The organism is Mesobacillus stamsii (genome assembly GCF_030814065.1).
GTDB lineage: Bacteria > Bacillota > Bacilli > Bacillales > Cytobacillaceae > Mesobacillus > Mesobacillus stamsii.
The window spans coordinates 270,826-295,206 of record NZ_JAUSUN010000001.1 but is presented as its reverse complement, the minus strand read 5'-3'; the positions used below and the strand labels follow the sequence as shown (position 1 = coordinate 295,206).

Here is a 24,381-nt window from a genome sequence, read left to right as displayed (position 1 = left end):
TGTAGAAATAGAAGGTAAAGCAGTATTTTTGAATTTGGGGTGAATCGAATGTTTGTGAAAAGTATTATGATACCGAAGTACAAATGTATAACAGCACAAGTCGGAGATAGATTGCAGGACGTGCTTGAAAAGCTGGACGGAAACGAAATAGATGGTGTTCCAGTTTTGGATGGAGACAAATATGCTGGTGTTGTCACAAGGTTTGGCATTTATCGGGAATACTTCAAAAATGGTCAAGAAAAGGGCGACTTCCTTAAAGAGAAGGTGGCAAGGGATATTCTATGTCTTCAGGATCAAATCCTTCACGGCATTGAGTTTTTTGAAAGCACACTGGTTAAGCTAAAGGATATCCCACTTCTGGCGGTAGTCGATGAAAATGGAAAATTTCAGGGAGCGGTAACTCGTTCAGATGTACTGGACCAATTCCAGAGTGCATTTGGAGTGCATAGAGAGGGTGTCAGAATCGCCTTTACCTCTGTTGAAACTGCAGGAAGAATCGCCAGACTGGCTGATATTGCCCACCAATTCCATGAAGACATTATCTCATTGGTCACTTTTGACGAGACAGACAAGCTTGTACGTCGGATCGTCATGAAAATTGAAAAGAAAGATAATATTGCCAAGTTTATCAAAAAGCTAGAGGACTCCGGTTTCCGGGTGCTCGACATCCATGAAGTGTAATTTTCAAAACAGAAATAAAATAATGACCTTTCATACACATAGGTGTGGAAGGTTTTTTTCTGCTTGAAGAAGGTCAGTCTAGTCAAGGATTTTTTTCGTTTTTTTCTGAATTATTAGGGATGGCAGAACAGCTTTTCTTTTTCGTTTTCGGTTTGCGTTATGGTATGATGTCATTTAGCCCACCTGAAAACATAGAAATGGGTCAGTTGTAGTTATTGCAGGAGGAAGAGATGGAGATTGTTTACATTCTAATTGGGATGCTGCTGCTTGGCTGCCTCCTTCTACTATATATGTATAGACAGGCATTTCAGGACAGAGTTTTAAGGGACGAAATTCGATTGAAGGATTTTCCTGCAAGCTTTGGTACCGTGAAAATTTTTTTTATTTCAGATATCCATAAGCGTATTGTTTCAGATTCCATCATCAATGAAGTGAAAGGTGAGGTCGATTTCGTCATCATTGGAGGGGATCTTGCGGAAAAAGGGGTTCCTTTGGAAAGGGTTTCCGCCAATCTTGAGAAGCTGAGACAAGTCGGTCCTGTATTTTTTGTTTGGGGGAACAATGATTATGAATTCAATTCCCATGAACTTGACTCTTTATTGTATCATACAGGGATAAAGGTGCTGGACAATACTGCAGTTAAATTTGAGTCAGCAAAAGGCGACGTCCTATATCTTTTAGGAATAGATGATCTCGGGCTTGGGAAAAGCAGACTCGATTTAGCAGTGAGGGATGCTGAGGAAGAAGGGTTTCGCATTCTTGTAAGCCATAATCCGGCGATTGTCAACCGTTTAAAGCCGGATGACAAAATCAGTCTTGTATTGAGCGGACATACCCATGGAGGTCAAATCAGGATCTTTGGTTTTGGTCCTTATGAACTGGGTGGCATAAAAAAGAAAAAAGGCGCAACCGTTCTGACAAGTAATGGATATGGAACAACAGGGGTTCCGTTCAGGCTGGGAGCAAAGGCTGAAACCCATCTGATTACATTGGCCCCTAAAAGCGAATCTGGCAGCTGAGTATGAATTTTGGAACAAACAGTAGCGTAAACAAGGGCGAAGTGGGAAAAATGGTTGAAAAGCATATCGACACATGGAAATAACTCACCAACCTGCAATATTTTCATAAACTAAAATAAGAGCTTTGTCGATGGCAGGGGGCATGATTTATGCGCTTAGAACGATTAACCACCAATAAAATTAAGATTTTCCTTACGGTAGATGACTTATCCGACCGGGGATTGACCAAAGAAGATATTTGGAAGGATTCTTTGAAATGGCATCAGCTTTTTCACGATATGCTGGAGGAGGCAAGTGAGGAATTCGATTTGGATATCATCGGATCAGTTGCAGTCGAAATTTTCTCTTTGCATGCTCAAGGAATGGTTATGATCATTACAATGATGGAACAGGATGAAGATGAAGAACTGTTTGATGATGGGATCATTGAAATGCAAGTAACGGTTGATGGAAGGGAAGAGATTTTGTTTCAGTTCGAGAATATCGAGGACGTGATCCATCTGGCCAAGAGATTGAAGCATGCTGGAATTGCCGGAGGCAGCCTGCACTATATGAATGATCAGTACTATCTGCATATGAATGGTATTTTACCTGAACAGGCAGAGAAGACGGTGGCTTTATTGGCTGAATTTGGAGTATCCTCTTTTTTAAGCATTCATAGATTGCTTGAATATGGAAAGGAAATTATCGAGGAAAACGCAGTCGAAACTCTCGTCCATTATTTTGAAAAAGATGGATAGAGCTTCGGCTTTTTTCCTGCTTAAAATGATACTGGAGGTTCAGTGATAATTCATGAGTTCTAACGCTAATTAACGGGAATGATAGCGTTTTCTTAAAATGGTCAAAAAATGCTGAAAACGGTTTTTTTCTTCTTGCATAAAAAACCCAAAGGTGTATACTAATCCATGAAAGCAGACAACATCCGCAAAAGTGATTTAGGAGGTTTATCGATGGTAGCCGCAAACAGTAATGAAAATCAACATACAGAAGACAAAAATGACGTCTTACGATCTACACAAACTGTTATCCACAAGGCTTTGGAAAAACTCGGATACCCAGAAGAGGTTTATGAGCTTTTAAAAGAGCCGCTCAGGATGTTGACAGTGAAAATCCCCATTAGAATGGATGACGGATCTGTTAAAATTTTTACTGGCTACCGGGCACAGCACAATGATGCAGTGGGTCCAACAAAGGGAGGAATACGTTTCCATCCGAACGTAACAGAGACAGAAGTAAAAGCCTTATCAATCTGGATGAGTTTAAAATGTGGCATCGTTGATCTGCCTTATGGCGGAGGGAAAGGCGGGATTGTTTGTGATCCTCGTGATATGTCTTTCAGGGAACTGGAAAGATTAAGCCGAGGTTATGTTCGAGCGATCAGCCAGATCGTTGGTCCAACGAAGGATATCCCCGCACCAGATGTTTTTACGAACTCGCAGATTATGGCTTGGATGATGGATGAATATAGTCGTATAGATGAATTTAACTCTCCAGGATTCATTACAGGAAAGCCGCTTGTACTCGGTGGATCACATGGTCGTGAATCGGCAACTGCCAAAGGCGTCACGATTTGTATCCGTGAAGCTGCAAAAAAAAGAGATATCGAAATAGAAGGAGCAAGAGTGGTCATTCAGGGATTTGGAAATGCGGGTAGCTACTTAGCAAAATTTATGCATGATGCCGGGGCGAAGATCATCGGTATTTCGGATGCTTATGGCGGCCTTCATGATCCGGATGGACTGGACATTGATTACTTGCTTGACCGTCGAGACAGCTTCGGCACAGTAACTAAATTATTCCATGACACCATAACAAACCAAGAATTGTTGGAACTTGATTGTGATATCCTCGTTCCAGCTGCGATAGAAAACCAAATTACAGAAGAAAACGCCCGAAATGTCAGAGCAAGCATCGTCGTAGAGGCTGCTAATGGACCAACGACATTGGAAGCAACTCAAATCCTAACGGAACGAGGAATCCTGCTTGTACCTGATGTTCTTGCCTCAGCTGGCGGCGTAACAGTGTCCTACTTTGAATGGGTCCAGAATAACCAGGGGTATTACTGGTCAGAAGAGGAAGTCGAAGAGAAACTTGAAAAGGTAATGGTAAGGTCATTTGACAGCATCTATGAGACGGCTCAGACACGAAGAGTAGACATGCGCCTGGCTGCTTATATGGTCGGAGTTAGAAAAATGGCAGAAGCAAGCAGATTTAGGGGCTGGATTTAATAAATTTTTTCAGGGAAAGGGTTCTTTATTGAATCTAAAGATAAAATCTCCTATCATTTAATGATGGGAGATTTTTTTGATAAGGGGAGTGGTTCCAAAATATGAATAACGAAGATGTCATCATTATCGGCGGAGGCCCGTGCGGACTTGCTGCCGCTATTGCCCTGATAAAGAAGGGAAGAAATCCGCTTATCATTGAAAAGGGAAATATCGTAAATGCGATCTATCACTATCCGACCCATCAAACATTTTTCAGCAGCAGTGAAAAGCTGGAAATTGGAGATGTGCCATTCATAACTGAGAATCTCAAACCAAAACGAAACCAGGCGCTTGTCTATTACCGTGAAGTGGTCAAGCGTGAAAAGCTGAGAATCCATAAGTACGAAAGAGTGACGGATGTTATCAACAAAGGCAAGCTGCTTTTTCATGTGACAACAACGAAACAGCAATACACAGCAGAAAATATCGTCATCGCAACCGGGTATTACGACCATCCAAATCTCATGGCGGTCCCTGGTGAAGAGTTGTCCAAGGTTTCCCATTATTTCAAGGAAGCACATCCTTTCTTTGATATGGATGTCGTTGTCATTGGGGGGAAAAACTCGAGCATTGATGCTGCCATCGAACTGGAGAAGGCCGGAGCACGTGTGACCGTTCTTTATAGGGGAGCTGCCTATTCCTCTAGCATCAAACCATGGGTTTTGCCAGAATTTGAAGCGCTTGTAAGAGCGGGGTCAGTCAAGATGATCTTTGACGCTAACGTGAAAGAGATCACTGACAGTGCCGTCGTTTACCAAAATGAAGGAAAAACGCTGAGTTTGAAAAATGATCATGTTTTTGCGATGACTGGTTACCGGCCAGACCATGCATTCCTTCGAAAAATCGGTGTAAACATCGATGAAGAAACTGGTCGGCCGCATTTTGATCCAGAAACAATGGAAACAAATGTACCAGGCGTATATATAGCAGGTGTGATCGCAGCTGGGAACAATGCAAATGAGATCTTCATCGAGAATGGGCGATTCCATGGCGCTCAGATTGCAGAAGCAATTGACAATCAGAATCGCTGTTAATGGAATCTTGAAAGGGTTGTAAAAGGCGCTTGCAAAAAACTAAAAACTGAACATCTCGGCTATTTCTTCCATTTTGTCCGTGTTTGCAAGCGCTACAAGCAATTTAAGTCGTGCTTTCTGCCCATTGAGACCGTTGGAGAAAATGACGCCCATTTCTTTTAAATGTTTTCCTCCACCTTTATAGCCGTATACATCCTGGGCGATCCCGGCATAACTTCGGGATACAATCACAACCGGTATATTATTCGCGATGAACTGGTTCAAACCATCTAATGCAGCCGGAGGGAGGTTTCCTTGCCCGAGGGCTTCGATAACGATTCCATCCACTTTTAGATCGAGAATCGCATTCAAAAGAGTGGAGTCCATCCCTGCATGCGCCTTGATTAGGTAGACGTTTTTGTTGATGTCCTGCACATCGTAGCTTTCATGTTTAGTAGGGGTGTGATGGAAAAGGACCCCTCTTTTGGTCACGATGCCTAGCGGTCCATACTGCGGACTTTGAAAAGTGGAGATATTGCTTGTATGCGTTTTGGTAACATTCACTGCTGTGTGAATTTCATCATTAAGAACTACGAGCACACCTTGTCGTGTTGCCTCAGGACTGGAAGCAACCCTGATGGAGGAAATAAGATTATAAAGGCCATCAGAACCTATTTCATTGCTTGAACGCATTGCGCCTGTTACAACAATCGGAAAGTCTGCTTGGCATGTCAGATCCAAAAAGTATGCTGTTTCTTCGAGTGTATCTGTTCCGTGGGTGATCACCGCTCCGTCGATGTCTCCTTTTCTGCCATATTCTTCAAGGATGAATTTTAAGCGCATCATCTCTTTTGGAGTGATATGCGGTGAGGGCAAATGAAAAGGTTCTTCGATGATGAGGTTGGCAATGCTTGACAGATGTTCAGTACCTTGTGTTAAGGGATTATTTCTGCCAGGTTTCACTGCGCCGGTTGTATCCTCGCTCATGGAAATGGTTCCGCCTGTGTGGATCAGTAAAATATTTTTCTTCAAAACGATTCCCTCCGAAAAGACCAATGAGAAAGAATAATAATCCATTTTCTTTCCTCTCATTACATGATACGATGAAAAAAACAAATTGAAAAGAGGACAGCATAATGCTTGGAATAGTTACTGCCGGAATTGCTCCGGGTCTTGCGCTGTTAAGCTACTTTTATCTGAAAGACCAATATGACTCTGAACCGATAGCGCTCGTGTTTAAAATGTTTATATTTGGTGCATTGTTAGTATTTCCGCTTATGTTCATTCAATATGTTCTTGCTGCAGAAGGACTTTTCCAAGGGAACTTTTTCAAAGCGTTTGGCACAGTTGGCCTTTTAGAGGAATTTTTCAAGTGGTTTATCCTTTTCTATATTATTTTTCAGCATATTGCTTTTGATGAACCGTACGATGGGATTATTTACAGTGTATCTGTGTCGCTTGGGTTCGCAACTGCAGAAAATATTTTCTACTTGCTTGCCAATGGCCTCCATTATGCAATAGGGAGAGCATTGCTGCCAGTCTCAAGCCACGCACTTTTCGGAGTCATCATGGGGTATTATATTGGGAAAGCGAAATTTGCTTCCGTTCTACAAAGGAAATGGTTGTTTCTTTCCTTATCCATTCCCGTTCTGCTTCATGGGACATATGATTTTATCCTGATGACGAGAGAAGACTGGATGATTCTGATGATCCCGTTTATGATTTTCCTTTGGTGGCTTGGCTTGATGAAAGTAAAAAAGGCAAGGGTGCTGTCGCTACAGTATATGAACAAACAATTTCCTATCTAAAAACTCTTCCATTTATACAAAATGGAAGGTTTTTTTGTTTTGTGGAATAAAAGTTAACTCTTAACAAAAAATAGGAGTAATCTTTTAAGTTCACATCTTGGAGGTTGGCAAATCAATGAAGAATAATCGGTCTATTTTAAAATTGGCGACCGCCTTGGCTTTGATTTTAACTTTAGTGCAAGTTAAAGAGGTTGATCAACGAGCTGAAGCATTTACGAGCCAGGTGCTGCAGCAGGGAGCAGTAGGAGAGGATGTCATCGAACTTCAGTCACGACTTAAGCATATTGGCTTTTATAGTGGCAAAATTGACGGAGTTTTTGGCTGGGGCACCTATTGGGCTCTCCGAAATTTTCAATATGAGTTTGGCATGAAGGTCGACGGTATCGCAGGATGGCAGACTAAAATAAAACTGGCAAATGCGACGCCAAACGCTAAGATCGCTTGGGGAGGCGAAACGGCTGGTGGTGGAGGTGGAGGTGGTCAAAACCAGACCGCATCAAAACCAGCCGCGACGAACACACCGAAAGGTTTTTCCCAGAATGACATTCAGCTTATGGCCAACGCAGTATACGGGGAATCAAGAGGGGAACCGTATACGGGGCAGGTTGCAGTTGCAGCAGTCATTTTGAACAGACTGGAGAGTGCCACTTTTCCGAATACAGTTTCAGGGGTCATCTTTGAACCGCGGGCTTTTACTGCTGTTGCGGATGGACAGATCTGGCTGACGCCAAATGAGACGGCGAAAAAGGCAGTCCTCGATGCAATTAATGGATGGGATCCAACTGGAAATGCCTTGTACTACTTCAATCCTGAGACTGCGACCAGTGCATGGATTTGGTCTCGTCCGCAAATCAAGCAGATTGGGAAACATATTTTTTGCAAATAGAGGTGAGTAAAAATGCTAAGAGGAATAGCGATAGCAATACTCGTAATTGGGATTGTCGGCACTGCATTTTGGGGTTATCAGGAGCATAGGGAAAAAACAGCCGTACTGATTAATGCGGAAAATAACTATCAAAGGGCTTTTCATGATCTGACCTATCAAATGGACATACTGAATGATAAAATTGGCACAACCTTGGCGATGAATTCTAGGGGCTCCTTGTCCCCTCAGTTAGCAGAAGTTTGGAAAATCACTTCAGAGGCTCATAGTGATGTCGGGCAACTACCACTGACTCTGCTGCCTTTTAATAAAACGGAAGAGTTTCTTGCGAATATTGGGAACTTCAGCTATAAAGCGGCTGTTCGTGATCTTGATAAGGAGCCGTTGAGTGATAAAGAATATGAAACCTTAAAAACTCTATATGAGCAATCGGGTGAAATTCAGCAAGATTTAAGAGAGGTACAGCATATGGTACTGAAAAATAATCTTCGCTGGATGGATGTCGAGCTCGCGCTTGCTACCGAAAAGGGGCAATCAGATAATACCATTATTGATGGATTTAAGACAGTCGAAAAGACAGTCGAAGGGTATTCTGAAACGGATTTTGGCCCGGCGCAAATCAATCTTCAAAAAAAAGATGAAAACTTTAAAAAGTTACCTGGTAAAACCATTTCAAAAGATGAGGCAGTCCAGATCACTCGGAAATATGCTCCTGTCGGCAATGCTGGTCATGTGAAGGTTACCGAAAGTGGAAAGGGATCGGATTATGGTTTTTACAGCGTTTCGATAGAGGATCCAAAAACAAAGCTTGAGGCTAATATGGATATCACGAAAAAAGGAGGGTATCCAATCTGGTTTTTACTAAACCGTGATGTAAAGGAGCGTAAACTGAGTTTGAATGATGCATCCAACAAGGCGATCACCTTCTTGAAGGAGCGTAAGTTTGCGAATCTGGACCTGTTTGAAAGTGCTCAATATGATAATATCGGCGTTTTTACCTTTGTCGGTGTTCAAGATCAGGTCAGAATCTATCCTGATGCGATTAATTTGAAGATTGCCCTGGATAACGGGGATATCATTGGCTTTTCAGCTGAGAATTATTTGAAATCCAATAAAGCAAGGGAAATTCCGCAGCCAGCAATTACGAATGAAGAGGCAAAGAAAAAGGTAAATCCAAAACTGAAAATAATGGATGAGAAAAAAGCCGTCATCATGAATGATCTCAATGAAGAGGTACTATGTTACGAATTTACAGGTACCCTCGGAAAAGATACTTTCAGAATCTACATCAATGCGGAAGATGGGACAGAAGAAATGGTTGAAAAGCTTCATAATGCAGAACCCGTTTATGAAGATGTCGTTTAGGGAAAGCAAGATGCTTTCCCTTTTTTTATAGTAAAAATAATCTAATTATTGTACCAACTAAAAGATGCGTGTCATAATAAAAATAACAATATATAGTGAACATCAGCTTGTTCAGAAAATGGGGAAGTGGGTTAGCAATGATAAAAATTGGTGATAATATCATCCTTGAACATAAGACTTTCGATAGTTATGAACAATATAAGTGCAAATTGGTTGATCGAAAAGGAAACGACCTGTACATTGATTATCCTGTAAATTTGGCCACAAATAGAACGGTGTTCCTGTTGGAAGGAACACCGTTGAAGGCAAATTTTGTGACTGATTCTGGTTCGAGCTATACCTTTCAAACAGAAGTTAAAGGAAGAATCAAGCAAACTATTCCGATGGTCATAATTTCTTGCCCAGGCAAGGAGCATGTAATCAAAATCCAGAGACGGCAATTTGTTCGGGTGGAAACTGCCGTTGATGTGGCAATCCATTCTGTAAAAGGAGAATTTCCTCCGTTTACAACTGTCACTGATGATATCAGTGCAGGAGGTTCTGCCCTGCTAATCAATAAAAAAAGCAGTTTGAAACAGGGGATGGAGATATTGTGCTGGTTTGCCTTGCCGATGCAAAACGGAGAATATGAATACCGCAAATTCCACGGAAAGATAGTTAGAATCATTGAAGGTTCAGGTTTTATGAACAAGGCTTCTGTCCAGTTTTTTGATTCTTCAGGGACAGACAGGCAAGTTCTGTTAAGATTTTGTTTTGAACGACAGCTCGAAATGAAGAAAAAAGGACTGCCTGTTTAAAAAGAATAAATGTTTCGGTTTGCTCCCATACTACATATAGTTAGCATTGATACAGGAGCGAAGAAATGATGAAAACCTTTGAAAGAATTTTAATCAAAATCGCGATCATCCAAATTATTTTTCTCCTCATTGCTCAAATATTTTTTCATAAACTGGACGCATTTCCGGAGCTGAAACAGATTACGCAGTACGAGGGTGTTACAGAGAATAATTATTCAGAAGTCCTGAATTTGATCCGCAGCAAAGAATAAGCAGGCGAGAGCTTGCTTATTTTTAATGAAGTGGAAAAGATTTTTGTGTTAAAATAAAAGAGTAGCACATTGATCAACAAGGCGTACCAGGAGGAAATATGAAGAAGCAAATTTCAATTGCCATCGACGGGCCTGCCGCAGCAGGCAAAAGCACGGTAGCTAAAATCGTAGCTGAAAAACTAAAATATCTATACATCGATACGGGTGCTATGTACAGGGCGCTTACATACAAAGCAATCCAAAAAGGGGCCAGGCTCGATCAGGAAGCACAGCTGATTAAAATTTTAAATGATACATTGATTGAACTTCTGCCTGGTGAAACGGGACAGAAAGTGCTTCTGGATGGAGTCGAGGTCACCACTGACATTAGAAGTTCAGAGGTCACAAATCAGGTTTCTTACGTTGCTGTCCATAGACTGATCAGGAGAGAAATGGTCATGCGGCAGCAAGACTTGGCCAAAAATGGCGGAGTAGTGATGGATGGCAGGGATATTGGCACACATGTATTACCCGATGCCGAAGTGAAGGTCTTTTTGCTTGCAAGTGTCGAGGAAAGAGCCCAGCGTCGAAATGCCGAAAACATCCAAAAAGGATTTCCATCCAATTTTGAAAAGTTAAAAGAAGAAATCGCCGAACGGGATAAAATTGACTCTGAACGAGAAGTGGCCCCTTTAAAAAAGGCGGTCGATGCAGTGGAAATAGATACAACATCGCTTTCGATTCCGGATGTAGTCGATAAAATAATGGAATTGGCGCTTGAAAGGATCGGATGAAAATGACAATTTACTCATTTGTAAGGTCTTTAGTGAAGGCGGCATTAAAAACAGTTTATCGGATTGAGGTAATCGGCATGGAAAATATACCTGCAGACGGAGGCATCCTGCTGTGTTCCAATCACATAGACAATCTTGATCCACCGGTTGTTGGCATTACTGCCCCGCGACCGGTCTATTTCATGGCAAAAGAGGAGTTATTCTCGGTTCCTATCCTTGGAAAAATCTTACCACACTTGAATGCTTTTCCAGTTAAAAGAGGAATGAGTGACAGGGAAGCGTTAAGGAAGGGTCTTGGGATTTTAAAGGATGGCAAGGTTTTAGGTTTATTTCCAGAGGGAACAAGAAGCAAGACAGGGAAATTGGGCAAAGGTCTTGCTGGAGCGGGCTTCTTTGCCCTCCGTTCCGATGCATATGTTGTGCCGTGTGCGGTGATCGGTCCATACAAACCATTCAATAAATTAAAGGTGGTCTATGGCAAACCAATGGATATGGCACCCATTAAAGCAAAAAAATTAAATGCCGAACAGACGACTGATTTGATCATGGGAGAAATTCAGAAACTAATCAACCAATATAACTAAGGTTTCATGCTTGACAAAAATGGCTATTTGTAAGAAGTTAGTAAGAAGAGATATTTTTCGAATTTTCACTAAGTACTAGTTAAGGTGTTTTTTAAGTGGTGGAAGCATCACTTTTCCTATTTGCCAGCAGTGATGGATTAAGGAGGAGTACATATGTCAGAAGATATGAACCAAGTAGAAGTAAAGAATTTTAAGGCTGGAGACCGTGTGACGGGTACCGTAACAAAAGTGGAAGAAAAACAGGTATTGGTAGATATTGATGGAAGCAAACTTGATGGAATTATTCCAATCAGTGAGTTATCAAGCCTTCATGTGGAAAAAGCAGAAGACGCGGTTTCGATCGGAGATGAACTTGAACTCGAAGTCCAAAAGGTAGAGGAAGAAGCTTTAATTCTTTCGAAAAGAAAAGTGGACGCCGAGAAAGCATGGGAACATCTAATTGGAAAATTTGAAAGCGGAGAAGTATTCGATGCTGAAGTGAAAGATGTTGTAAAAGGCGGTTTGGTTGTCGATCTTGGTGTCCGCGGATTTGTGCCAGCATCCTTGGTTGAATCACATTTTGTAGAGGATTTCTCGGATTATAAAGGGAAAACGATAAGCTTCAAGATTGTTGAGCTTGACAAGGAGAAAAACCGGCTGATCCTTTCGCATCGCGCGGTTGTGGAGGAAGAGCAAGGAAAGAAAAAACAGGATCTGCTTGCTTCCATCCAACCAGGACAGGTATTGGAAGGTACTGTTCAAAGGATAACGGACTTTGGTGCGTTCGTTGATATTGGTGGAGTGGACGGCTTGGTGCATATTTCACAGCTCTCCCATGAGCATGTAGAAAAACCATCTGATGTTGTTCAGGAAGGACAGCAGGTGCAGGTTAAGGTCTTGAGCGTGGACCGTGACAATGAGCGAATCTCCCTTTCCATTAAAGAAACACTGCCAGGACCATGGGCTGATATTGAGGAAAAAGCATCAAAGGGCAGCATTCTTGAGGGTACGGTCAAACGTTTGGTTTCTTATGGTGCGTTTGTCGAAATATTCCCAGGTGTAGAAGGCTTGGTGCATATTTCGCAAATTTCACATAAACACATCGGAACACCACATGAAGTTCTCAAGGAAGGGCAGACTGTAAAGGTAAAAGTCCTGGATGTTAACAAAGAAGACCAACGAGTATCACTCAGCATGAAGGAGTTCGAGGAAAGAGGGAACAATGAAGCTTTTTCTTATGAACTTCCTGAAGAAAATAAAGGTTTCAGTCTTGGGGATATGATTGGAGACAAACTAAAGAATCTTAAACAATAATGGTGATCGATTTGTCAAGATCTAAAAGGAAATGGGACCATATTCAATATGCCCTAGAAATGGGACAGAAGCGGCTATCTGGCTTTGACGATATTAAGTTTGTAAACCAAAGCCTGCCGGAAATGAATTTTGATTCAGTTAAATTGCAAACTGAAATTGGCGAACTTTCTTTAAGTTCGCCAATTTTTATCAATGCAATGACTGGAGGCGGCGGAGAACGGACCTTCCGAATCAACCGGGATTTGGCGATCGCCGCAAGAGAGACAGGGACGGCTATTGCTGTTGGCTCGCAAATGTCAGCCTTAAGAAATCCGGAGGAGCGAAGGACTTATGAAATTGTCAGGGAAATGCACCCTGGTGGTATCTTGCTTGCCAATCTAGGAAGTGAAGCAACGCTTGAGCAGGCGAAAGCTGCGGTCGAAATGATTCGAGCGGATGGTCTGCAAATACATTTAAATGTTGTCCAGGAATTAACAATGCCCGAGGGAGACAGATACTTTAGCGGTGCATTAGCGAGAATCGCGGAAATTGTAGAAAACATCGGTGTGCCTGTAATTGTCAAAGAAGTGGGATTTGGCGTTAGCTCAGAGACTGCAGCGAAACTTTATGCACATGGGGTTCGTTATCTTGATATTGGCGGGTTTGGCGGAACGAACTTCGCGAAAATCGAAAATAAACGGAGGGAGCGGTTGCTCACTTTTTTTGAAGATTGGGGGATTCCTTCTGTAGCATCTATAATGGAAGCGAAGTCTGCCGTTCAGGACATGACTGTAATTGCTTCAGGAGGTATCCAGACAAGCTTTGATATCGTGAAAGGACTAGCCTCAGGAGCTGCTGCGGCTGCGATGGCAGGATACTTGCTGAAAACTTTGCTAGAGCAAGGAACAGAGGGCTTGATCAAAGAAATTTCTAACATAAAAGAAGAGATTGCCATCCTTATGACGGCCGTAGGGGTACAAACGATCGAGGAACTTCACCATGTTCCTATTGTCATTTCAGGAGAAACACATCATTGGCTTAGTCAAAGAGGAATCGATACTAAAGCATTCGCTCAAAGAAGAGACTTGAAATAGAGAAGGCCCTCTACCACGCAGTAGAGGGTTTTTTTTGTAATATCAGAATTTATATGTTTACCTTTTTTTGTAATTTAGGGAAAATTGAGGCATGGAGCCAAATATTCTGAAACGAATCTTTTTTGTTAATAGACACGAAGGCGAAAAACGTCTCGAGGAGTTAGCGGCAAACGGCTTGCCTAAGCGTTGGGCTATGTGCTAGTGCTGGACAAATTTATTTTGACAGGTTTGAGGGTGTAGAGCGAAAAGGTGTCAAGAAAGCCCCGTTATTTTGACAGGTTCTATGTTCTTATCAAAAAAACCGATCCTGTGATGGTTTGGGGTGAAATTATGATAGGCGCGGTTCGGTTGCTATCGGAAAGTTTTGAACGAAGCGAGGAGAGGCTCACCTGTTGCCCCGCAGAAAGCGAGTGTCTGAAGTGGAAATCGATTATCAGCCAAACCCAAAAAAGGACCGGGCGGTTTTTGCCCGGTTTTTTTGCAGTTACCCTAGCTATACTTTCCGTCATTCAAAGTTCGAGCTTCTTCAGGACTTTGCATTTTTGTCGCTCCAGGATAGTGCAGTGCCTGGTCGCGGTCAGATTCTACCTTTCCGCTTTTCTTTAGTTTCCTTTCCTGTCTGTCTTGGCTCATCTAATCACCTCCTCTAAAAGGAATCCAGAAAAAATTTCAGCAGTGGTGGCCATGTTATCGGACATTCATCGTGTTCGGTTCAGCGCGATTTGCCTGCAATTTGAAAAATACTGCTTTTCTTAACATGGTGCAGGCAAAAAAATCTTATTCAATAAAGATTAAATTACATAACAAATTACCATACTGGAAAGGATAGGAGGGATTGAATGAATGGTGTTTACTTTTATTGGCTTGCCTGGAGCGGATGGGTTTTGATTACTTTCTTCATGGATAAGAAGCATCCTTATAGGCGGAAATGGGCCATTTATCTGTTAACTGTCATTATCGCTGCACCTTATAAGGATGATTTTTTGTTTTTTCAGTTTCACTTGTCCGCTTTCGTAATCGCCGGATTTATTTTTCTCGAAACAAGACGGAAAAAAACTCGTACATTCCTGTACTTATTTTTAACTTCCTTCATCATTATGCTTGCCTATACAAGTTTTCTGATGTTCGAATTATTTGATCCCGTCTGGGTATTATTTGACCGAAAATTTATGTTAGGCGCTGTGGGTTTTTATTTGGCGATCTTGCTGCACAATGAAAAACGTGATCGAATGCTTGCCCTAATAACAGGTTTTTTGGCGGGTGATTTCCTATTTTCGGCTGTTTTATGGAAATTTCATTTTCCATATGAAGTTGCTTCGATGACCTTTATGGATATCCTATTTATTTCCTCTGGAATGCTAATCGCCTGGTCAGCTGTTGAGGCACTCATTTCAATTATGTCGAAAGCTACAGTAAAGGAAGCAGAAGGGGAGGAACAGAAGACTTCATGAATGAATATACGTTACCAATTGCTTTTGGGATTGCTATTGGCACAATGTCCAGGCTGCTGATGCTGCGGACAGACTACCGCCAATATCCTACCTATTTGCATGGGAAAATCATTCATATAGCGCTCGGATTCATTGCTGCAGGACTTGGCACAGTAGCAGGACCGGCAATCATGGAAGAGGAATTTACGGCAATTACGTTTTTGACGCTTGCTGCCTCGCAGTTCAGAGAAGTGAGAAACATGGAAAGAAACACTTTAACAGAACTTGATGGCTATGAACTTGTTTCGCGTGGAAAAACATATATCGAGGGAATTGCGATCGCGTTTGAAAGCCGAAATTATCTGGTGATCTTCACTTCGCTGGTCAGCACGCTTGCCTATCTGATCTTTAATATATGGGCAGGAATCATCGCTGCAATTTTGGCGATGCTGATTTCCAAAAAGTTAATGGCGGGCGGAAAGCTGAAGGATATTGTCGAGATCGAATATGCAGAACCAAGATTTGATGGAGCAGGGTTGTATCTGGATAATATTTATATCATGAACATCGGTCTCCCGGAACGACAAAAAGAAGTTCTTCGTTATGGGATGGGTTTTATTTTAAAACCAAAAAATATGAATGCGCGGTCCACCATCGCAAATCTTGGCCAGAGGCAGGCAGTACTGTACGATTTATCCACCGCACTTGGGGTGTATCGCGATTCTGGGACGCCTGCACTTGTACCACTGGCAAAGAGGGATCTTGATGATGGCAGAGTTGGAGTGTTTGTTCTGCCACAGGAACGGGATATCGAAAGGGCAATAACTGTTATTGGGGATGTGCCAACATTGGAGAATGCAATAAGGATGCCTTCTGAGAAAAAGAAAAAAGAAGGGAGTGATGCTTCATGATGCTCGAGAAATTTATTCTTGCAGCCATTACGACCAATCCTAAAAAAATCCCTTCTGGAACAGCTGTTTTCCACTGCGATTCAAAGAAAGAAATGGAGCAGGTTGCTGCTAATCTGGAAGCAATCCTTGATGGAATCGCCCATGCACTTTCTGAGGATTTATATATTATTGTGAAACACTGATAAAAATGTTTTCATTGCTTGTTTACAGCATCTTTTGATAAACTGATTAAGCCAGACCCTTCTGTAATAAGAAGGGTTTCTTTTAAAGAATAAGAAAGTATAAAATTCACTTTGAGAATTGTCTAGATCCAGCGCCTATGAGTCTGTCCAATAAAAATTTTTAGCGTATAATTATGTGAGAATGCTTCCTATTCATCCGTTTTATTGTATAAAAACATTCATTTTGAATAAAAATACGTGGATTTCACTCCGTCGGACAGACTCCTAGCCCCTCGAGTCGCTTGTCTAGCTGCGGCTCCTAACTCCTCGAGACGCTTCGGTCCTGCCAATGAAGTCAAAGAACGACTTCACTGTCAGGCCCTCCAGCGCTTGTCGGAGTTGAACAGTCGCCTTCGCATTTCTAATTGTCTAGTGTCGCCTCCTAGAAACTCCGAAACTTCAACTACACCGGCAGAAGCAAAAAGCGCTTCTTCTGGTGTAGTCTCCAGTTTCTGCGTTTCTGGGCAGTCGGCTATACTTTTCGGTTTCGGTCCGCCCATTGAAGTCAAAGAACGACTTCAATGGGCGGACCTCCGAGGCACAGGATGTGCTAGACCCGCCAGCCACAGGACGTAGCGTTCTAGGCGGGCAGCGCTTGTCGGGGCTGACCAAGGCGCTTGCGCTTTTCTTATAAACGTCATCTAGGTTGATTGCTGCAACAGGGGTGATGGTGAATGACAAAAGGATTGAGCAAGTTGGCATTGTTATTGCGAGGTCAAATGACCCGCATGAAAAGGAAATGGAAAGGGTGATATTCATGGCGAAACCAGTGATTGCGATCGTTGGGCGTCCGAATGTCGGCAAGTCTACGATTTTTAATCGAATCGTTGGTGAACGTATTTCGATCGTTGAAGATATTCCTGGAGTAACGAGGGATCGTATATACAGTTCAGCTGAATGGCTGACACATGATTTTAATATTATTGATACTGGCGGAATTGATTTAGGGGACGAGCCGTTTTTGGAGCAGATCCGCCAGCAGGCAGAAATTGCGATTGATGAGGCAGATGTGATCATCTTCCTTGTAAATGGCAGAGAAGGCGTGACTGCTGCGGATGAAGAAGTGGCAAAAATTTTGTATCGTTCGAACAAGCCAGTCGTCTTGGCAGTCAATAAAATCGACAACCCGGAAATGAGGACGATGATCTACGACTTTTATACTCTTGGGTTTGGGGAACCTTTTCCAATATCTGGCTCCCACGGTCTTGGTCTCGGTGATTTACTCGATGAGGCGGCGAAACATTTTCCAGCTGCTAAGGGAGACGAATATGATAAAGATACGATCAAATTTTCCTTAATCGGAAGACCGAATGTAGGAAAGTCCTCTCTGGTGAACGCGATTCTCGGAGAAGATCGCGTCATTGTTAGTGATATTGCCGGGACAACTAGAGATGCTATTGATTCTCAGGTTACGTATGAAGGTCAAAAATACGTCATTATCGATACAGCCGGAATGCGAAAAAAGGGAAAAGTGTACGAAACAACTGAAAAGTATAGCGTTCTAAGAGCTTTACGAGCGATTGAACGATCCGATGTCGTGCTCGTAGTCATTAATGCCGAAGAAGGAATCATTGAGCAAGATAAACACATCGCAGGCTATGCAGAGGAAGCCGGTCGTGCTGTAATCATAGTGGTAAACAAATGGGATGCCATTGAAAAAGATGAAAAAACGATGAAAGAATTCGAGAAGAAAATCCGTGCTCATTTCCAATTCCTGAGCTATGCTCCGATCGTATTCCTGTCAGCGATAACGAAGAAGCGAATCCACACTTTGATGCCGATGATCGATTTAGCAAGTGAGAATCATTCAATGAGAGTGCAGACAAACATCCTTAATGAAGTGATCATGGATGCTATAGCGATGAATCCAACTCCTACAGACAAAGGAAAGAGATTGAAAATTTATTACGCAACACAGGTGTCGGTAAAACCCCCTACTTTTGTTGTCTTTGTCAATGAGCCAGAATTAATGCATTTTTCTTATGAACGTTTCCTAGAAAACAGGATACGTGATGCCTTTGATTTTACAGGTACACCAATCAAGATTTTTTCAAGACAAAGAAAATAAGCTAAAGGTTGTGGTTTTAATGGATAGGAAGAGGGAGAAAGTCGCAGTCCTCGGTGCAGGCAGCTGGGGAACAGCGTTAGCGATGGTCTTGGCTGACAATGGGCATGAGGTCCGGCTATGGGGGCATAATTTTGCACAAATTGAAGAAATCAATCAAAACCATACGAACAAGAAATATCTTCCTGGAATTACCTTGCCTTCCTCCGTCATGGGTTACTCTTCCCTTCATGCCGCATTGGACGGAATGAAAATGGTGATTATGGCAGTGCCAACAAAAGCCATCCGCGAGGTCATCAGAAAAATGATGGAGAGTACCTCTGAATCAGTCATCATCGTTCATGTCAGCAAAGGAATCGAGCCTGATTCCCTGCTTCGTATTTCGGAAATGATTGAAGAAGAAATGCCTGAGAAACTTTTGGAAAGCGTTGTTGTTCTCTCTGGACCAAGCCATGCGGAGGAGGTAAGCTTGCGCCATCCTACGACTGTTACTGTCTCGTCTAAAAAGATGGACGAGGCGGAAAAAGTTCAGGATCTTTTCATCAATAATCACTTCAGGGTGTATACAAATCCTGATTTAATAGGAGTTGAAATAGGCGGTGCGCTGAAAAATATCATAGCGCTAGCGGCGGGGATATCCGATGGGCTTGGGTACGGAGATAATGCAAAGGCTGCCCTGATTACGAGAGGACTTGCTGAAATAGCTCGTCTTGGTGTAAAAATGGGGGCAAGTCCTTTAACATTTTCCGGCTTGACTGGAATTGGAGACTTAATCGTTACATGTACAAGCATCCATTCTCGGAACTGGCGGGCTGGCAATATGCTTGGCAAGGGGCAAAATCTCGATGAAGTTCTGGAAAATATGGGGATGGTCGTTGAAGGTGTGCGTACGACCAAAGCTGCCTATCAACTAGCACAAAAATTTGAAGTCAAAATGCCCATTACCAATGCTCTTTATCATGTCTTATTTAACAATGTCAATCCAAAGGATGCTGTCGATGGTTTGATGTCACGGGAAAAAACACATGAGATGGAAGATTTGACAGATATTCTCGGTGGGAGAAAATAAGCTAAAAATTTCTTTCGCATAATGACTTCAACATAGGCATTCGAGGATGCGATTCAAGCGAGGTTTGCATAAGATGCAACGAAACAAACTGGTGGTTTGAACTGGGTGATCGGGTATTTAGTCATATAGCTGGAGTGAAGTTGACCGCCCCTTCTTTACTTCAGCTTTTTTTTGCTTAATCAGCGATCTGAAATGCTAGGTTATGATATAATACTGTTCGAAAAAAGGGAGGGATTCAGTTGTCACCCGGATTAGTCAAGATGTATATTTCATTCATTGGTATGGGCAGTATGATTTTGTCCCTTATAGCCATTTATTTTAGCCGATATAAGTTCACAGGATTTTTAAAGATTGCCACGGCAGTGCTTGCTTATATGTTGATGATTTTGGCAGGTATTATTATGATTCTCGTTGTTTTCAGCGGACCGACGAACGAGTAAAATACATAGAAGTAAGGATTGGATTAAATGAAAAAATATCGATTTTTTCTGCCAGTCATGGTTGTACTGCTTGCATTGACTGGCTGTATGTACCCAGAAGAAAATTATATCCAGAATCAGGTGCCCTATAAGGACCAACTGGACAGTGTCCAGTCAGCAGTTGACCAATATCAGCAGGCCAGTAGCGGATTGCTGCCAATCAAGACAAGAGATGCGAAAACACCGATTTATCAAAAATATCCGATCGATTTTAAGAAAATTGTCCCCCAATTTATTGCGGAAACACCGGGGAATGCATTTGAAAGCGGCGGTCTTTTTCAGTATGTCCTGGTGGATGCAGAAACAAATCCGACCGTCAAATTGCTTGACCTGAGAGTAGCAGATACGATCCGAGAAATTAAAATGCGGATGGAAGCCAATGGCTACCCTCCATTCAAAGATCAAATAGCTGAAAATGTGTATAGTATCGACTTTAAAAAGATTGGTTATAAGAAAGAGCCAGTTGTTGAAAGCCCCTTTACAACCGATAACTTGCACTTTGTCCTGTCGACAGAAGGGGAAATCTATGTGGATTATCGAAGCGACCTCTATAAAGCTATGAAATCCTCTGATAAAGGACTCAAGGAAGGGGAGGATATCCGCTGGATACTTGTTGAGAATTCTATGTTCGTGCCGGCATATTCTCTCCCTTATACTGTTGATAAAGCGACCAATGAACCAGTCTTTTTAGCAAAATAGTCATAACCCTGCTTCTATAAAATATATTTATAGAAGCAGGGTTTTTTGTCTATAAAAAGATATCAGCTATCTTTTTAGGTTGTTTTGGTTATTTTTAATCAATATGACTAAAACTTCCTTTGTTAATTCAAAAATAAGGAGGTAAAAAAATAAAAAAATGTCATATCAATATAGGACAACATCATAGATATATATTGTCCCAGATTACAAATTTGGATGAATTTATTCCCACTAACTCTATGATCGGGAGGGGATCACTTGGAAAAGGTAGATATTTTTAAGGATATCGCCGAGAGAACTGGCGGCGATATCTATCTGGGGGTTGTAGGTGCGGTGCGCACTGGAAAATCCACGTTTATAAAAAAATTTATGGAGCTGGTGGTTTTACCTAATATCAATAATGAGGCTGATAGGGCGAGGGCGCTTGATGAGCTGCCGCAAAGTGCTGCAGGTAAAACGATTATGACGACCGAACCTAAATTCGTGCCTAACCAGGCGGCATCCGTGCATGTGGATGAAGGGCTAGATGTGAATATCCGGCTGGTAGATTGTGTTGGGTATACAGTTCCTGGAGCGAAAGGGTATGAAGATGAGAATGGTCCGAGGATGATCAATACACCTTGGTATGAAGAACCGATCCCTTTCCATGAAGCAGCTGAAATTGGAACTAGGAAGGTTATTCAGGAGCATTCTACACTTGGTGTCGTCATCACGACGGATGGGACAATTGGGGAGATTCCTAGACAGGATTATATTGAAGCGGAAGAACGAGTGATTGAAGAGCTCAAGGAAGTTGGGAAACCATTCATTATGGTGGTGAACAGTGCTCAGCCCTATCACCCAAATACAGAAACATTGCGCGCTCAATTGGCAGATAAATACGATATCCCGGTGCTGGCAATGAGCGTGGAAAGCATGCGCGAATCAGATGTTTTAAGCGTCATGAGGGAAGCGCTATATGAATTCCCAGTACTGGAGGTAAACGTCAACCTGCCAAGCTGGGTAATGGTGCTCCGGGAGAATCACTGGCTGCGTGAGAGCTACCAGGAAGCTGTCAAAGAGACAGTGAAGGATATAAAAAGGCTGCGCGATGTAGACAGAGTTGTCCAGCAATTCAGTGATTTTGAATACATTGAGCGGGCAGGCCTTGCAGGTATTGAAATGGGCCAGGGGATAGCTGAGATCGACCTTTATGCTCCTGATGATCTTTATGATGAGATTCTCAAAGAGATCGTTGGAGTGGAGATTCGAGGCAAAGACCACTTGCTGGAACTAATGCAGGAATTCGCATATGCTAAGACCGAGTTCGACCAAATTTCGGATGCTCTTAAAATGGTTAAACAGACAGGATACGGAATCGCATCGCCTTCCTTAACAGACATGAGCCTAGAAGAGCCAGAAATCATCCGTCAGGGAGCGCGTTTCGGCGTTCGCTTACGAGCAGTTGCTCCTTCTATTCATATGATTAAAGTGGATGTGGAGTCTGAATTCTCGCCAATTATCGGCACAGAGAAACAAAGCGAAGAGCTTGTCCGCTATCTTATGCAGGATTTTGAGGATGATCCACTCTCAATCTGGAATTCAGACATTTTCGGCAGAAGTCTGAGCTCGATTGTCAGAGAAGGAATTTCGGCTAAATTGAGCCTTATGCCTGAAAATGCCAGATATAAATTAAAAGAGACACTGGAAAGAATCATCAACGAGGGTTCTGGTGGTCTAATAGCAATTATCCTGTAATTTGACTCCTTTTTGGAGTCTTTTTGTTTTTTGCACATTGTTCTCTAGTAAGGATGAGTTTAGATCCTTTTAACGGATTTCCGAAAGAAGTCTCCCATCCTCAAGGAATGGGAAGGGCTAAAGCCCATGAGTAGGTGGGAGATGAATTTCGGTTGGCTTTAGCCAAAGGTTTGGGTATAATTAGACTTAGATAGAATAAAGGATTGATTTATCAATGAAATTAGACAGTAATAATCATTCAGTATTCTTGATGTAATATCATCTTGTACTAGTTGTAAAATACCGCAAACAAGTGTTTGACAGTGAAATATCTGATTTTGCAAAAGAGATGTTCACTGAGATTGGAAGTAAGTATTCTTTAGTGGAATGGAATCATGATAAAGACCCTATTCACATCTTATTCAAAGTACATCCAAACTCTGAATGATCAAAGTTCATCAATGTTTATAAGAGTGCAAGTTCTCGATTGATAAAGAGAGATTTGCCGCATATCAAAAAAAAGCTACGGAAAGAAAATCAGGTAAATACTATCTTTCGATTTTGACAGAATACGAGAAAGAAATTAAACCAGTGTCCATTCAGAAAGTTGTTGGACTAGATTTTGCTATGGATGGTCTATATGTGGAAAGTGAACAGGGTAAGAAAGCCAATTACCCACGTTTCTATCGACAATCATTAGACAAATTAGCAAAAGAACAGCGTATCTTGTCTAGCAGAAAGAAAGGTTCTGGACGCTGGGAAAAACAGCGCTTGAAAGTGGCTGGAATACAAGAAAAGACAGCCAATCAACGGAAGAACTTTCTCCACCACAAATCAAAAGAATTAGCTTCTAATTTTGATGCTGTGGTGATAGAAGACTTGAACATGAAAGGAATGTCACAAGCCCTTCACTTTGGAAAAAGCGTTCACGACAATGGTTGGGGCATGTTCACCACTTTCTTAGCGTACAAGCTAAAAGAACAAGGGAAACAGATGGTGAAAATTGATAAGTGGTTTCCTTCCACTAAAAAATGTTCTTGTTGTGGTGCAGAAAAGCCTATGTCGCTAGCTGAACGTACCTACCATTGTTCATGTGGTTACGTGGCAGATCGTGACTACAATTCAGCTATCAACATCAAAAAGGAAGGATTAAGATTATTAGCGTTAGCATAGAAACAAAAACTCTTGGAACAAGAGGGTTAGCTCGGTCAGTTTTCGTTGGCTAGGAAAAGCAACGATAAGTCGAGAAGCCCCCACTTCAAGCGACCTGTAAGGGTGGTAAGTGGTGGGAGTAGTTCACGAAGGGTAACTTATTACAAATATGTTTCAAAGAAGAAAAGATTCCCATTATTTCTTGAAATTATCTTGATAAGAGGTAAGCATTATGATAATCTTTTAACAGAATTAGCGTTGTCGCTTAAAAAGCCTTATTTTATAGGGGTTCAAGCGATTTTGGTTGAATTTATCATCGATTGATAAATAAAATCTATAAACAACGTATACAATTCATCTGTTTTGTTTAGAAATGATGTAAGACGCTTAATTTCTGAACAGTAATGGGACTCTTTGGGAGGAGGTGAATGGCATGAACAAAACAGAACTTATCAATGCAGTTGCAGAAGCTAGTGAGCTTTCAAAGAAGGACGCAACAAAAGCTGTTGAAGCTGTTTTTGATTCAATCTTAAATGCGTTAAAAGATGGGGACAAAGTACAGTTAATTGGTTTTGGTAACTTTGAGGTTCGTGAGCGCGCAGCCCGTAAAGGACGCAACCCACAAACTGGAGATGAAATCGAAATCTCTGCAAGCAAGGTGCCTGCTTTCAAACCAGGTAAAGCACTTAAGGATGCAGTGAAATAATTACATACGACGCACTGAGCGTATGCTAAACAAAGGCCGCGACCTGTTCGCGGCCTTTTTTACGTATCAAAATCATAAAGTTTTGCTTGCTTTGATTTGGTTATGCTAAGATGAAAATATTATAAT

Annotated in this window: 25 protein-coding genes and 2 pseudogenes; 25 read left to right on the top strand and 2 right to left on the bottom strand. The window is 41.9% G+C overall.

Annotated elements, in window-relative coordinates; translation table 11 throughout:
* The first annotated feature begins 48 nt into the window (after positions 1 to 48).
* The 5 genes from J2S25_RS01590 to J2S25_RS01570 all read left to right on the top strand — a co-directional run bounded on the left by J2S25_RS01590 (position 49) and on the right by J2S25_RS01570 (position 5,001).
* The gene (locus J2S25_RS01590; RefSeq protein ID WP_044394916.1) at positions 49 to 681 is read left to right on the top strand and encodes a CBS domain-containing protein; all 633 of its coding nucleotides are present in this window, start codon (positions 49 to 51) and stop codon (positions 679 to 681) included.
* A gap of 230 nt (positions 682 to 911) precedes the next feature.
* Positions 912 to 1,700, top strand: a complete 789-nt coding sequence (locus J2S25_RS01585; RefSeq protein WP_044394918.1) for a metallophosphoesterase — start codon at positions 912 to 914, stop codon at positions 1,698 to 1,700.
* A 149-nt stretch (positions 1,701 to 1,849) separates the two neighbouring features.
* A complete protein-coding gene (locus tag J2S25_RS01580; protein WP_307191033.1) occupies positions 1,850 to 2,440 on the top strand; it encodes a genetic competence negative regulator in 591 nt (196 codons plus the stop codon).
* A 210-nt stretch (positions 2,441 to 2,650) separates the two neighbouring features.
* Positions 2,651 to 3,928, top strand: coding sequence for a Glu/Leu/Phe/Val family dehydrogenase (locus J2S25_RS01575; RefSeq protein WP_044394922.1), 1,278 nt, complete (start codon positions 2,651 to 2,653; stop codon positions 3,926 to 3,928).
* 101 nt (positions 3,929 to 4,029) lie between these two features.
* Positions 4,030 to 5,001 carry a YpdA family putative bacillithiol disulfide reductase gene (locus J2S25_RS01570; RefSeq protein WP_307191032.1) on the top strand — a complete coding sequence of 324 codons (972 nt, stop codon included), beginning with the start codon at positions 4,030 to 4,032 and terminating at the stop codon, positions 4,999 to 5,001.
* Positions 5,002 to 5,040: 39 nt separating this feature from the next.
* Here J2S25_RS01570 and J2S25_RS01565 read toward each other — a convergent pair whose 3' ends face one another.
* Positions 5,041 to 6,057, bottom strand: a complete 1,017-nt coding sequence (locus tag J2S25_RS01565; RefSeq protein ID WP_044394926.1) for an asparaginase — start codon at positions 6,055 to 6,057, stop codon at positions 5,041 to 5,043.
* Between the two features lie 59 nt (positions 6,058 to 6,116).
* Here J2S25_RS01565 and prsW point away from each other — a divergent pair, with 59 nt between their 5' ends.
* The 9 genes from prsW to fni all read left to right on the top strand — a co-directional run bounded on the left by prsW (position 6,117) and on the right by fni (position 13,807).
* Positions 6,117 to 6,788: a glutamic-type intramembrane protease PrsW gene (gene prsW / locus J2S25_RS01560; RefSeq protein WP_044394928.1), complete on the top strand. Its 672-nt coding sequence runs from the start codon at positions 6,117 to 6,119 to the stop codon at positions 6,786 to 6,788.
* 115 nt (positions 6,789 to 6,903) lie between these two features.
* Positions 6,904 to 7,674: a spore cortex-lytic enzyme gene (gene sleB, locus J2S25_RS01555; RefSeq protein WP_307191031.1), complete on the top strand. Its 771-nt coding sequence runs from the start codon at positions 6,904 to 6,906 to the stop codon at positions 7,672 to 7,674.
* 12 nt (positions 7,675 to 7,686) lie between these two features.
* Positions 7,687 to 9,036, top strand: coding sequence for a germination protein YpeB (gene ypeB, locus J2S25_RS01550; RefSeq protein ID WP_307191030.1), 1,350 nt, complete (start codon positions 7,687 to 7,689; stop codon positions 9,034 to 9,036).
* A 137-nt stretch (positions 9,037 to 9,173) separates the two neighbouring features.
* Positions 9,174 to 9,833, top strand: coding sequence for a flagellar brake protein (locus tag J2S25_RS01545; protein ID WP_044395540.1), 660 nt, complete (start codon positions 9,174 to 9,176; stop codon positions 9,831 to 9,833).
* A 65-nt stretch (positions 9,834 to 9,898) separates the two neighbouring features.
* The gene (locus tag J2S25_RS01540) at positions 9,899 to 10,084 is read left to right on the top strand and encodes a YpfB family protein (RefSeq protein ID WP_307191029.1); all 186 of its coding nucleotides are present in this window, start codon (positions 9,899 to 9,901) and stop codon (positions 10,082 to 10,084) included.
* Positions 10,085 to 10,182: 98 nt separating this feature from the next.
* Positions 10,183 to 10,857, top strand: a complete 675-nt coding sequence (gene cmk / locus J2S25_RS01535) for a (d)CMP kinase (RefSeq protein ID WP_307191028.1) — start codon at positions 10,183 to 10,185, stop codon at positions 10,855 to 10,857.
* A 2-nt stretch (positions 10,858 to 10,859) separates the two neighbouring features.
* A complete protein-coding gene (locus tag J2S25_RS01530; RefSeq protein ID WP_044395536.1) occupies positions 10,860 to 11,441 on the top strand; it encodes a lysophospholipid acyltransferase family protein in 582 nt (193 codons plus the stop codon).
* Between the two features lie 153 nt (positions 11,442 to 11,594).
* Positions 11,595 to 12,734 carry a 30S ribosomal protein S1 gene (gene rpsA, locus J2S25_RS01525; RefSeq protein ID WP_307191027.1) on the top strand — a complete coding sequence of 380 codons (1,140 nt, stop codon included), beginning with the start codon at positions 11,595 to 11,597 and terminating at the stop codon, positions 12,732 to 12,734.
* Positions 12,734 to 13,807, top strand: coding sequence for a type 2 isopentenyl-diphosphate Delta-isomerase (gene fni / locus J2S25_RS01520; protein WP_307191026.1), 1,074 nt, complete (start codon positions 12,734 to 12,736; stop codon positions 13,805 to 13,807). Before rpsA ends, fni begins: the two co-directional genes overlap by 1 nt.
* A gap of 489 nt (positions 13,808 to 14,296) precedes the next feature.
* On the opposite strand, the gene J2S25_RS01515 is transcribed toward fni, so the two are convergent.
* A complete protein-coding gene (locus tag J2S25_RS01515; RefSeq protein ID WP_084221892.1) occupies positions 14,297 to 14,440 on the bottom strand; it encodes a YpzI family protein in 144 nt (47 codons plus the stop codon).
* 206 nt (positions 14,441 to 14,646) lie between these two features.
* On the opposite strand from J2S25_RS01515, the gene J2S25_RS01510 reads away from it, so the two are divergent.
* From J2S25_RS01510 to hbs, 11 genes and pseudogenes are all read left to right on the top strand, one after another.
* Positions 14,647 to 15,258, top strand: coding sequence for a YphA family membrane protein (locus J2S25_RS01510; RefSeq protein ID WP_307191025.1), 612 nt, complete (start codon positions 14,647 to 14,649; stop codon positions 15,256 to 15,258).
* Entirely contained in the window at positions 15,255 to 16,148 is an 894-nt protein-coding gene (locus J2S25_RS01505; RefSeq protein WP_044395835.1) for a YIEGIA family protein, read from the top strand. The genes J2S25_RS01510 and J2S25_RS01505 overlap by 4 nt, the downstream gene beginning before the upstream one ends.
* Positions 16,145 to 16,330, top strand: a complete 186-nt coding sequence (locus J2S25_RS01500) for a capping complex subunit for YIEGIA (RefSeq protein WP_044395837.1) — start codon at positions 16,145 to 16,147, stop codon at positions 16,328 to 16,330. Before J2S25_RS01505 ends, J2S25_RS01500 begins: the two co-directional genes overlap by 4 nt.
* A 796-nt stretch (positions 16,331 to 17,126) precedes the next feature.
* The gene (der, locus tag J2S25_RS01495; RefSeq protein ID WP_044395849.1) at positions 17,127 to 18,437 is read left to right on the top strand and encodes a ribosome biogenesis GTPase Der; all 1,311 of its coding nucleotides are present in this window, start codon (positions 17,127 to 17,129) and stop codon (positions 18,435 to 18,437) included.
* 19 nt (positions 18,438 to 18,456) lie between these two features.
* Positions 18,457 to 19,503 (top strand): NAD(P)H-dependent glycerol-3-phosphate dehydrogenase, encoded by a 1,047-nt coding sequence (locus J2S25_RS01490; protein ID WP_307191024.1) that lies wholly within the window; start codon positions 18,457 to 18,459, stop codon positions 19,501 to 19,503.
* A gap of 239 nt (positions 19,504 to 19,742) precedes the next feature.
* A complete protein-coding gene (locus tag J2S25_RS01485; protein WP_044395840.1) occupies positions 19,743 to 19,943 on the top strand; it encodes a DUF2768 domain-containing protein in 201 nt (66 codons plus the stop codon).
* A gap of 27 nt (positions 19,944 to 19,970) precedes the next feature.
* On the top strand, positions 19,971 to 20,681 hold the full coding sequence (locus J2S25_RS01480; RefSeq protein WP_307191023.1) for a YphF family lipoprotein: 711 nt from the start codon (positions 19,971 to 19,973) through the stop codon (positions 20,679 to 20,681).
* A 258-nt stretch (positions 20,682 to 20,939) separates the two neighbouring features.
* A complete protein-coding gene (spoIVA, locus tag J2S25_RS01475) occupies positions 20,940 to 22,418 on the top strand; it encodes a stage IV sporulation protein A (RefSeq protein WP_044395844.1) in 1,479 nt (492 codons plus the stop codon).
* A gap of 214 nt (positions 22,419 to 22,632) precedes the next feature.
* Positions 22,633 to 22,932, top strand: a pseudogene (gene tnpA, locus J2S25_RS01470) (IS200/IS605 family transposase); the annotation flags it as partial.
* A pseudogene (locus tag J2S25_RS01465) lies at positions 22,923 to 23,570 on the top strand (RNA-guided endonuclease InsQ/TnpB family protein); the annotation flags it as partial. The pseudogenes tnpA and J2S25_RS01465, both read left to right, overlap by 10 nt.
* A gap of 412 nt (positions 23,571 to 23,982) precedes the next feature.
* Positions 23,983 to 24,255 carry a non-specific DNA-binding protein Hbs gene (gene hbs, locus J2S25_RS01460; protein ID WP_044393505.1) on the top strand — a complete coding sequence of 91 codons (273 nt, stop codon included), beginning with the start codon at positions 23,983 to 23,985 and terminating at the stop codon, positions 24,253 to 24,255.
* Positions 24,256 to 24,381 lie beyond the last annotated feature (126 nt).

Bases quoted from the DNA above. Each gene is read 5' to 3' on its own strand.
- hbs (WP_044393505.1), top strand. From the start codon at position 23,983: ATGAACAAAACAGAACTTATCAATGCAGTTGCAGAAGCTAGTGAGCTT.
- der (WP_044395849.1), top strand. From the start codon at position 17,127: ATGGCGAAACCAGTGATTGCGATCGTTGGGCGTCCGAATGTCGGCAAG.
- J2S25_RS01515 (WP_084221892.1), bottom strand. From the start codon at position 14,440: ATGAGCCAAGACAGACAGGAAAGGAAACTAAAGAAAAGCGGAAAGGTA.
- J2S25_RS01540 (WP_307191029.1), top strand. From the start codon at position 9,899: ATGATGAAAACCTTTGAAAGAATTTTAATCAAAATCGCGATCATCCAA.
- J2S25_RS01545 (WP_044395540.1), top strand. From the start codon at position 9,174: ATGATAAAAATTGGTGATAATATCATCCTTGAACATAAGACTTTCGAT.
- J2S25_RS01490 (WP_307191024.1), top strand. From the start codon at position 18,457: ATGGATAGGAAGAGGGAGAAAGTCGCAGTCCTCGGTGCAGGCAGCTGG.
- J2S25_RS01500 (WP_044395837.1), top strand. From the start codon at position 16,145: ATGATGCTCGAGAAATTTATTCTTGCAGCCATTACGACCAATCCTAAA.
- prsW (WP_044394928.1), top strand. From the start codon at position 6,117: ATGCTTGGAATAGTTACTGCCGGAATTGCTCCGGGTCTTGCGCTGTTA.
- J2S25_RS01480 (WP_307191023.1), top strand. From the start codon at position 19,971: ATGAAAAAATATCGATTTTTTCTGCCAGTCATGGTTGTACTGCTTGCA.
- J2S25_RS01510 (WP_307191025.1), top strand. From the start codon at position 14,647: ATGAATGGTGTTTACTTTTATTGGCTTGCCTGGAGCGGATGGGTTTTG.
- J2S25_RS01575 (WP_044394922.1), top strand. From the start codon at position 2,651: ATGGTAGCCGCAAACAGTAATGAAAATCAACATACAGAAGACAAAAAT.
- rpsA (WP_307191027.1), top strand. From the start codon at position 11,595: ATGTCAGAAGATATGAACCAAGTAGAAGTAAAGAATTTTAAGGCTGGA.
- J2S25_RS01530 (WP_044395536.1), top strand. From the start codon at position 10,860: ATGACAATTTACTCATTTGTAAGGTCTTTAGTGAAGGCGGCATTAAAA.
- cmk (WP_307191028.1), top strand. From the start codon at position 10,183: ATGAAGAAGCAAATTTCAATTGCCATCGACGGGCCTGCCGCAGCAGGC.
- J2S25_RS01565 (WP_044394926.1), bottom strand. From the start codon at position 6,057: ATGGATTATTATTCTTTCTCATTGGTCTTTTCGGAGGGAATCGTTTTG.
- J2S25_RS01590 (WP_044394916.1), top strand. From the start codon at position 49: ATGTTTGTGAAAAGTATTATGATACCGAAGTACAAATGTATAACAGCA.
- J2S25_RS01580 (WP_307191033.1), top strand. From the start codon at position 1,850: ATGCGCTTAGAACGATTAACCACCAATAAAATTAAGATTTTCCTTACG.
- ypeB (WP_307191030.1), top strand. From the start codon at position 7,687: ATGCTAAGAGGAATAGCGATAGCAATACTCGTAATTGGGATTGTCGGC.
- sleB (WP_307191031.1), top strand. From the start codon at position 6,904: ATGAAGAATAATCGGTCTATTTTAAAATTGGCGACCGCCTTGGCTTTG.
- J2S25_RS01585 (WP_044394918.1), top strand. From the start codon at position 912: ATGGAGATTGTTTACATTCTAATTGGGATGCTGCTGCTTGGCTGCCTC.
- J2S25_RS01505 (WP_044395835.1), top strand. From the start codon at position 15,255: ATGAATGAATATACGTTACCAATTGCTTTTGGGATTGCTATTGGCACA.
- fni (WP_307191026.1), top strand. From the start codon at position 12,734: ATGGTGATCGATTTGTCAAGATCTAAAAGGAAATGGGACCATATTCAA.
- J2S25_RS01570 (WP_307191032.1), top strand. From the start codon at position 4,030: ATGAATAACGAAGATGTCATCATTATCGGCGGAGGCCCGTGCGGACTT.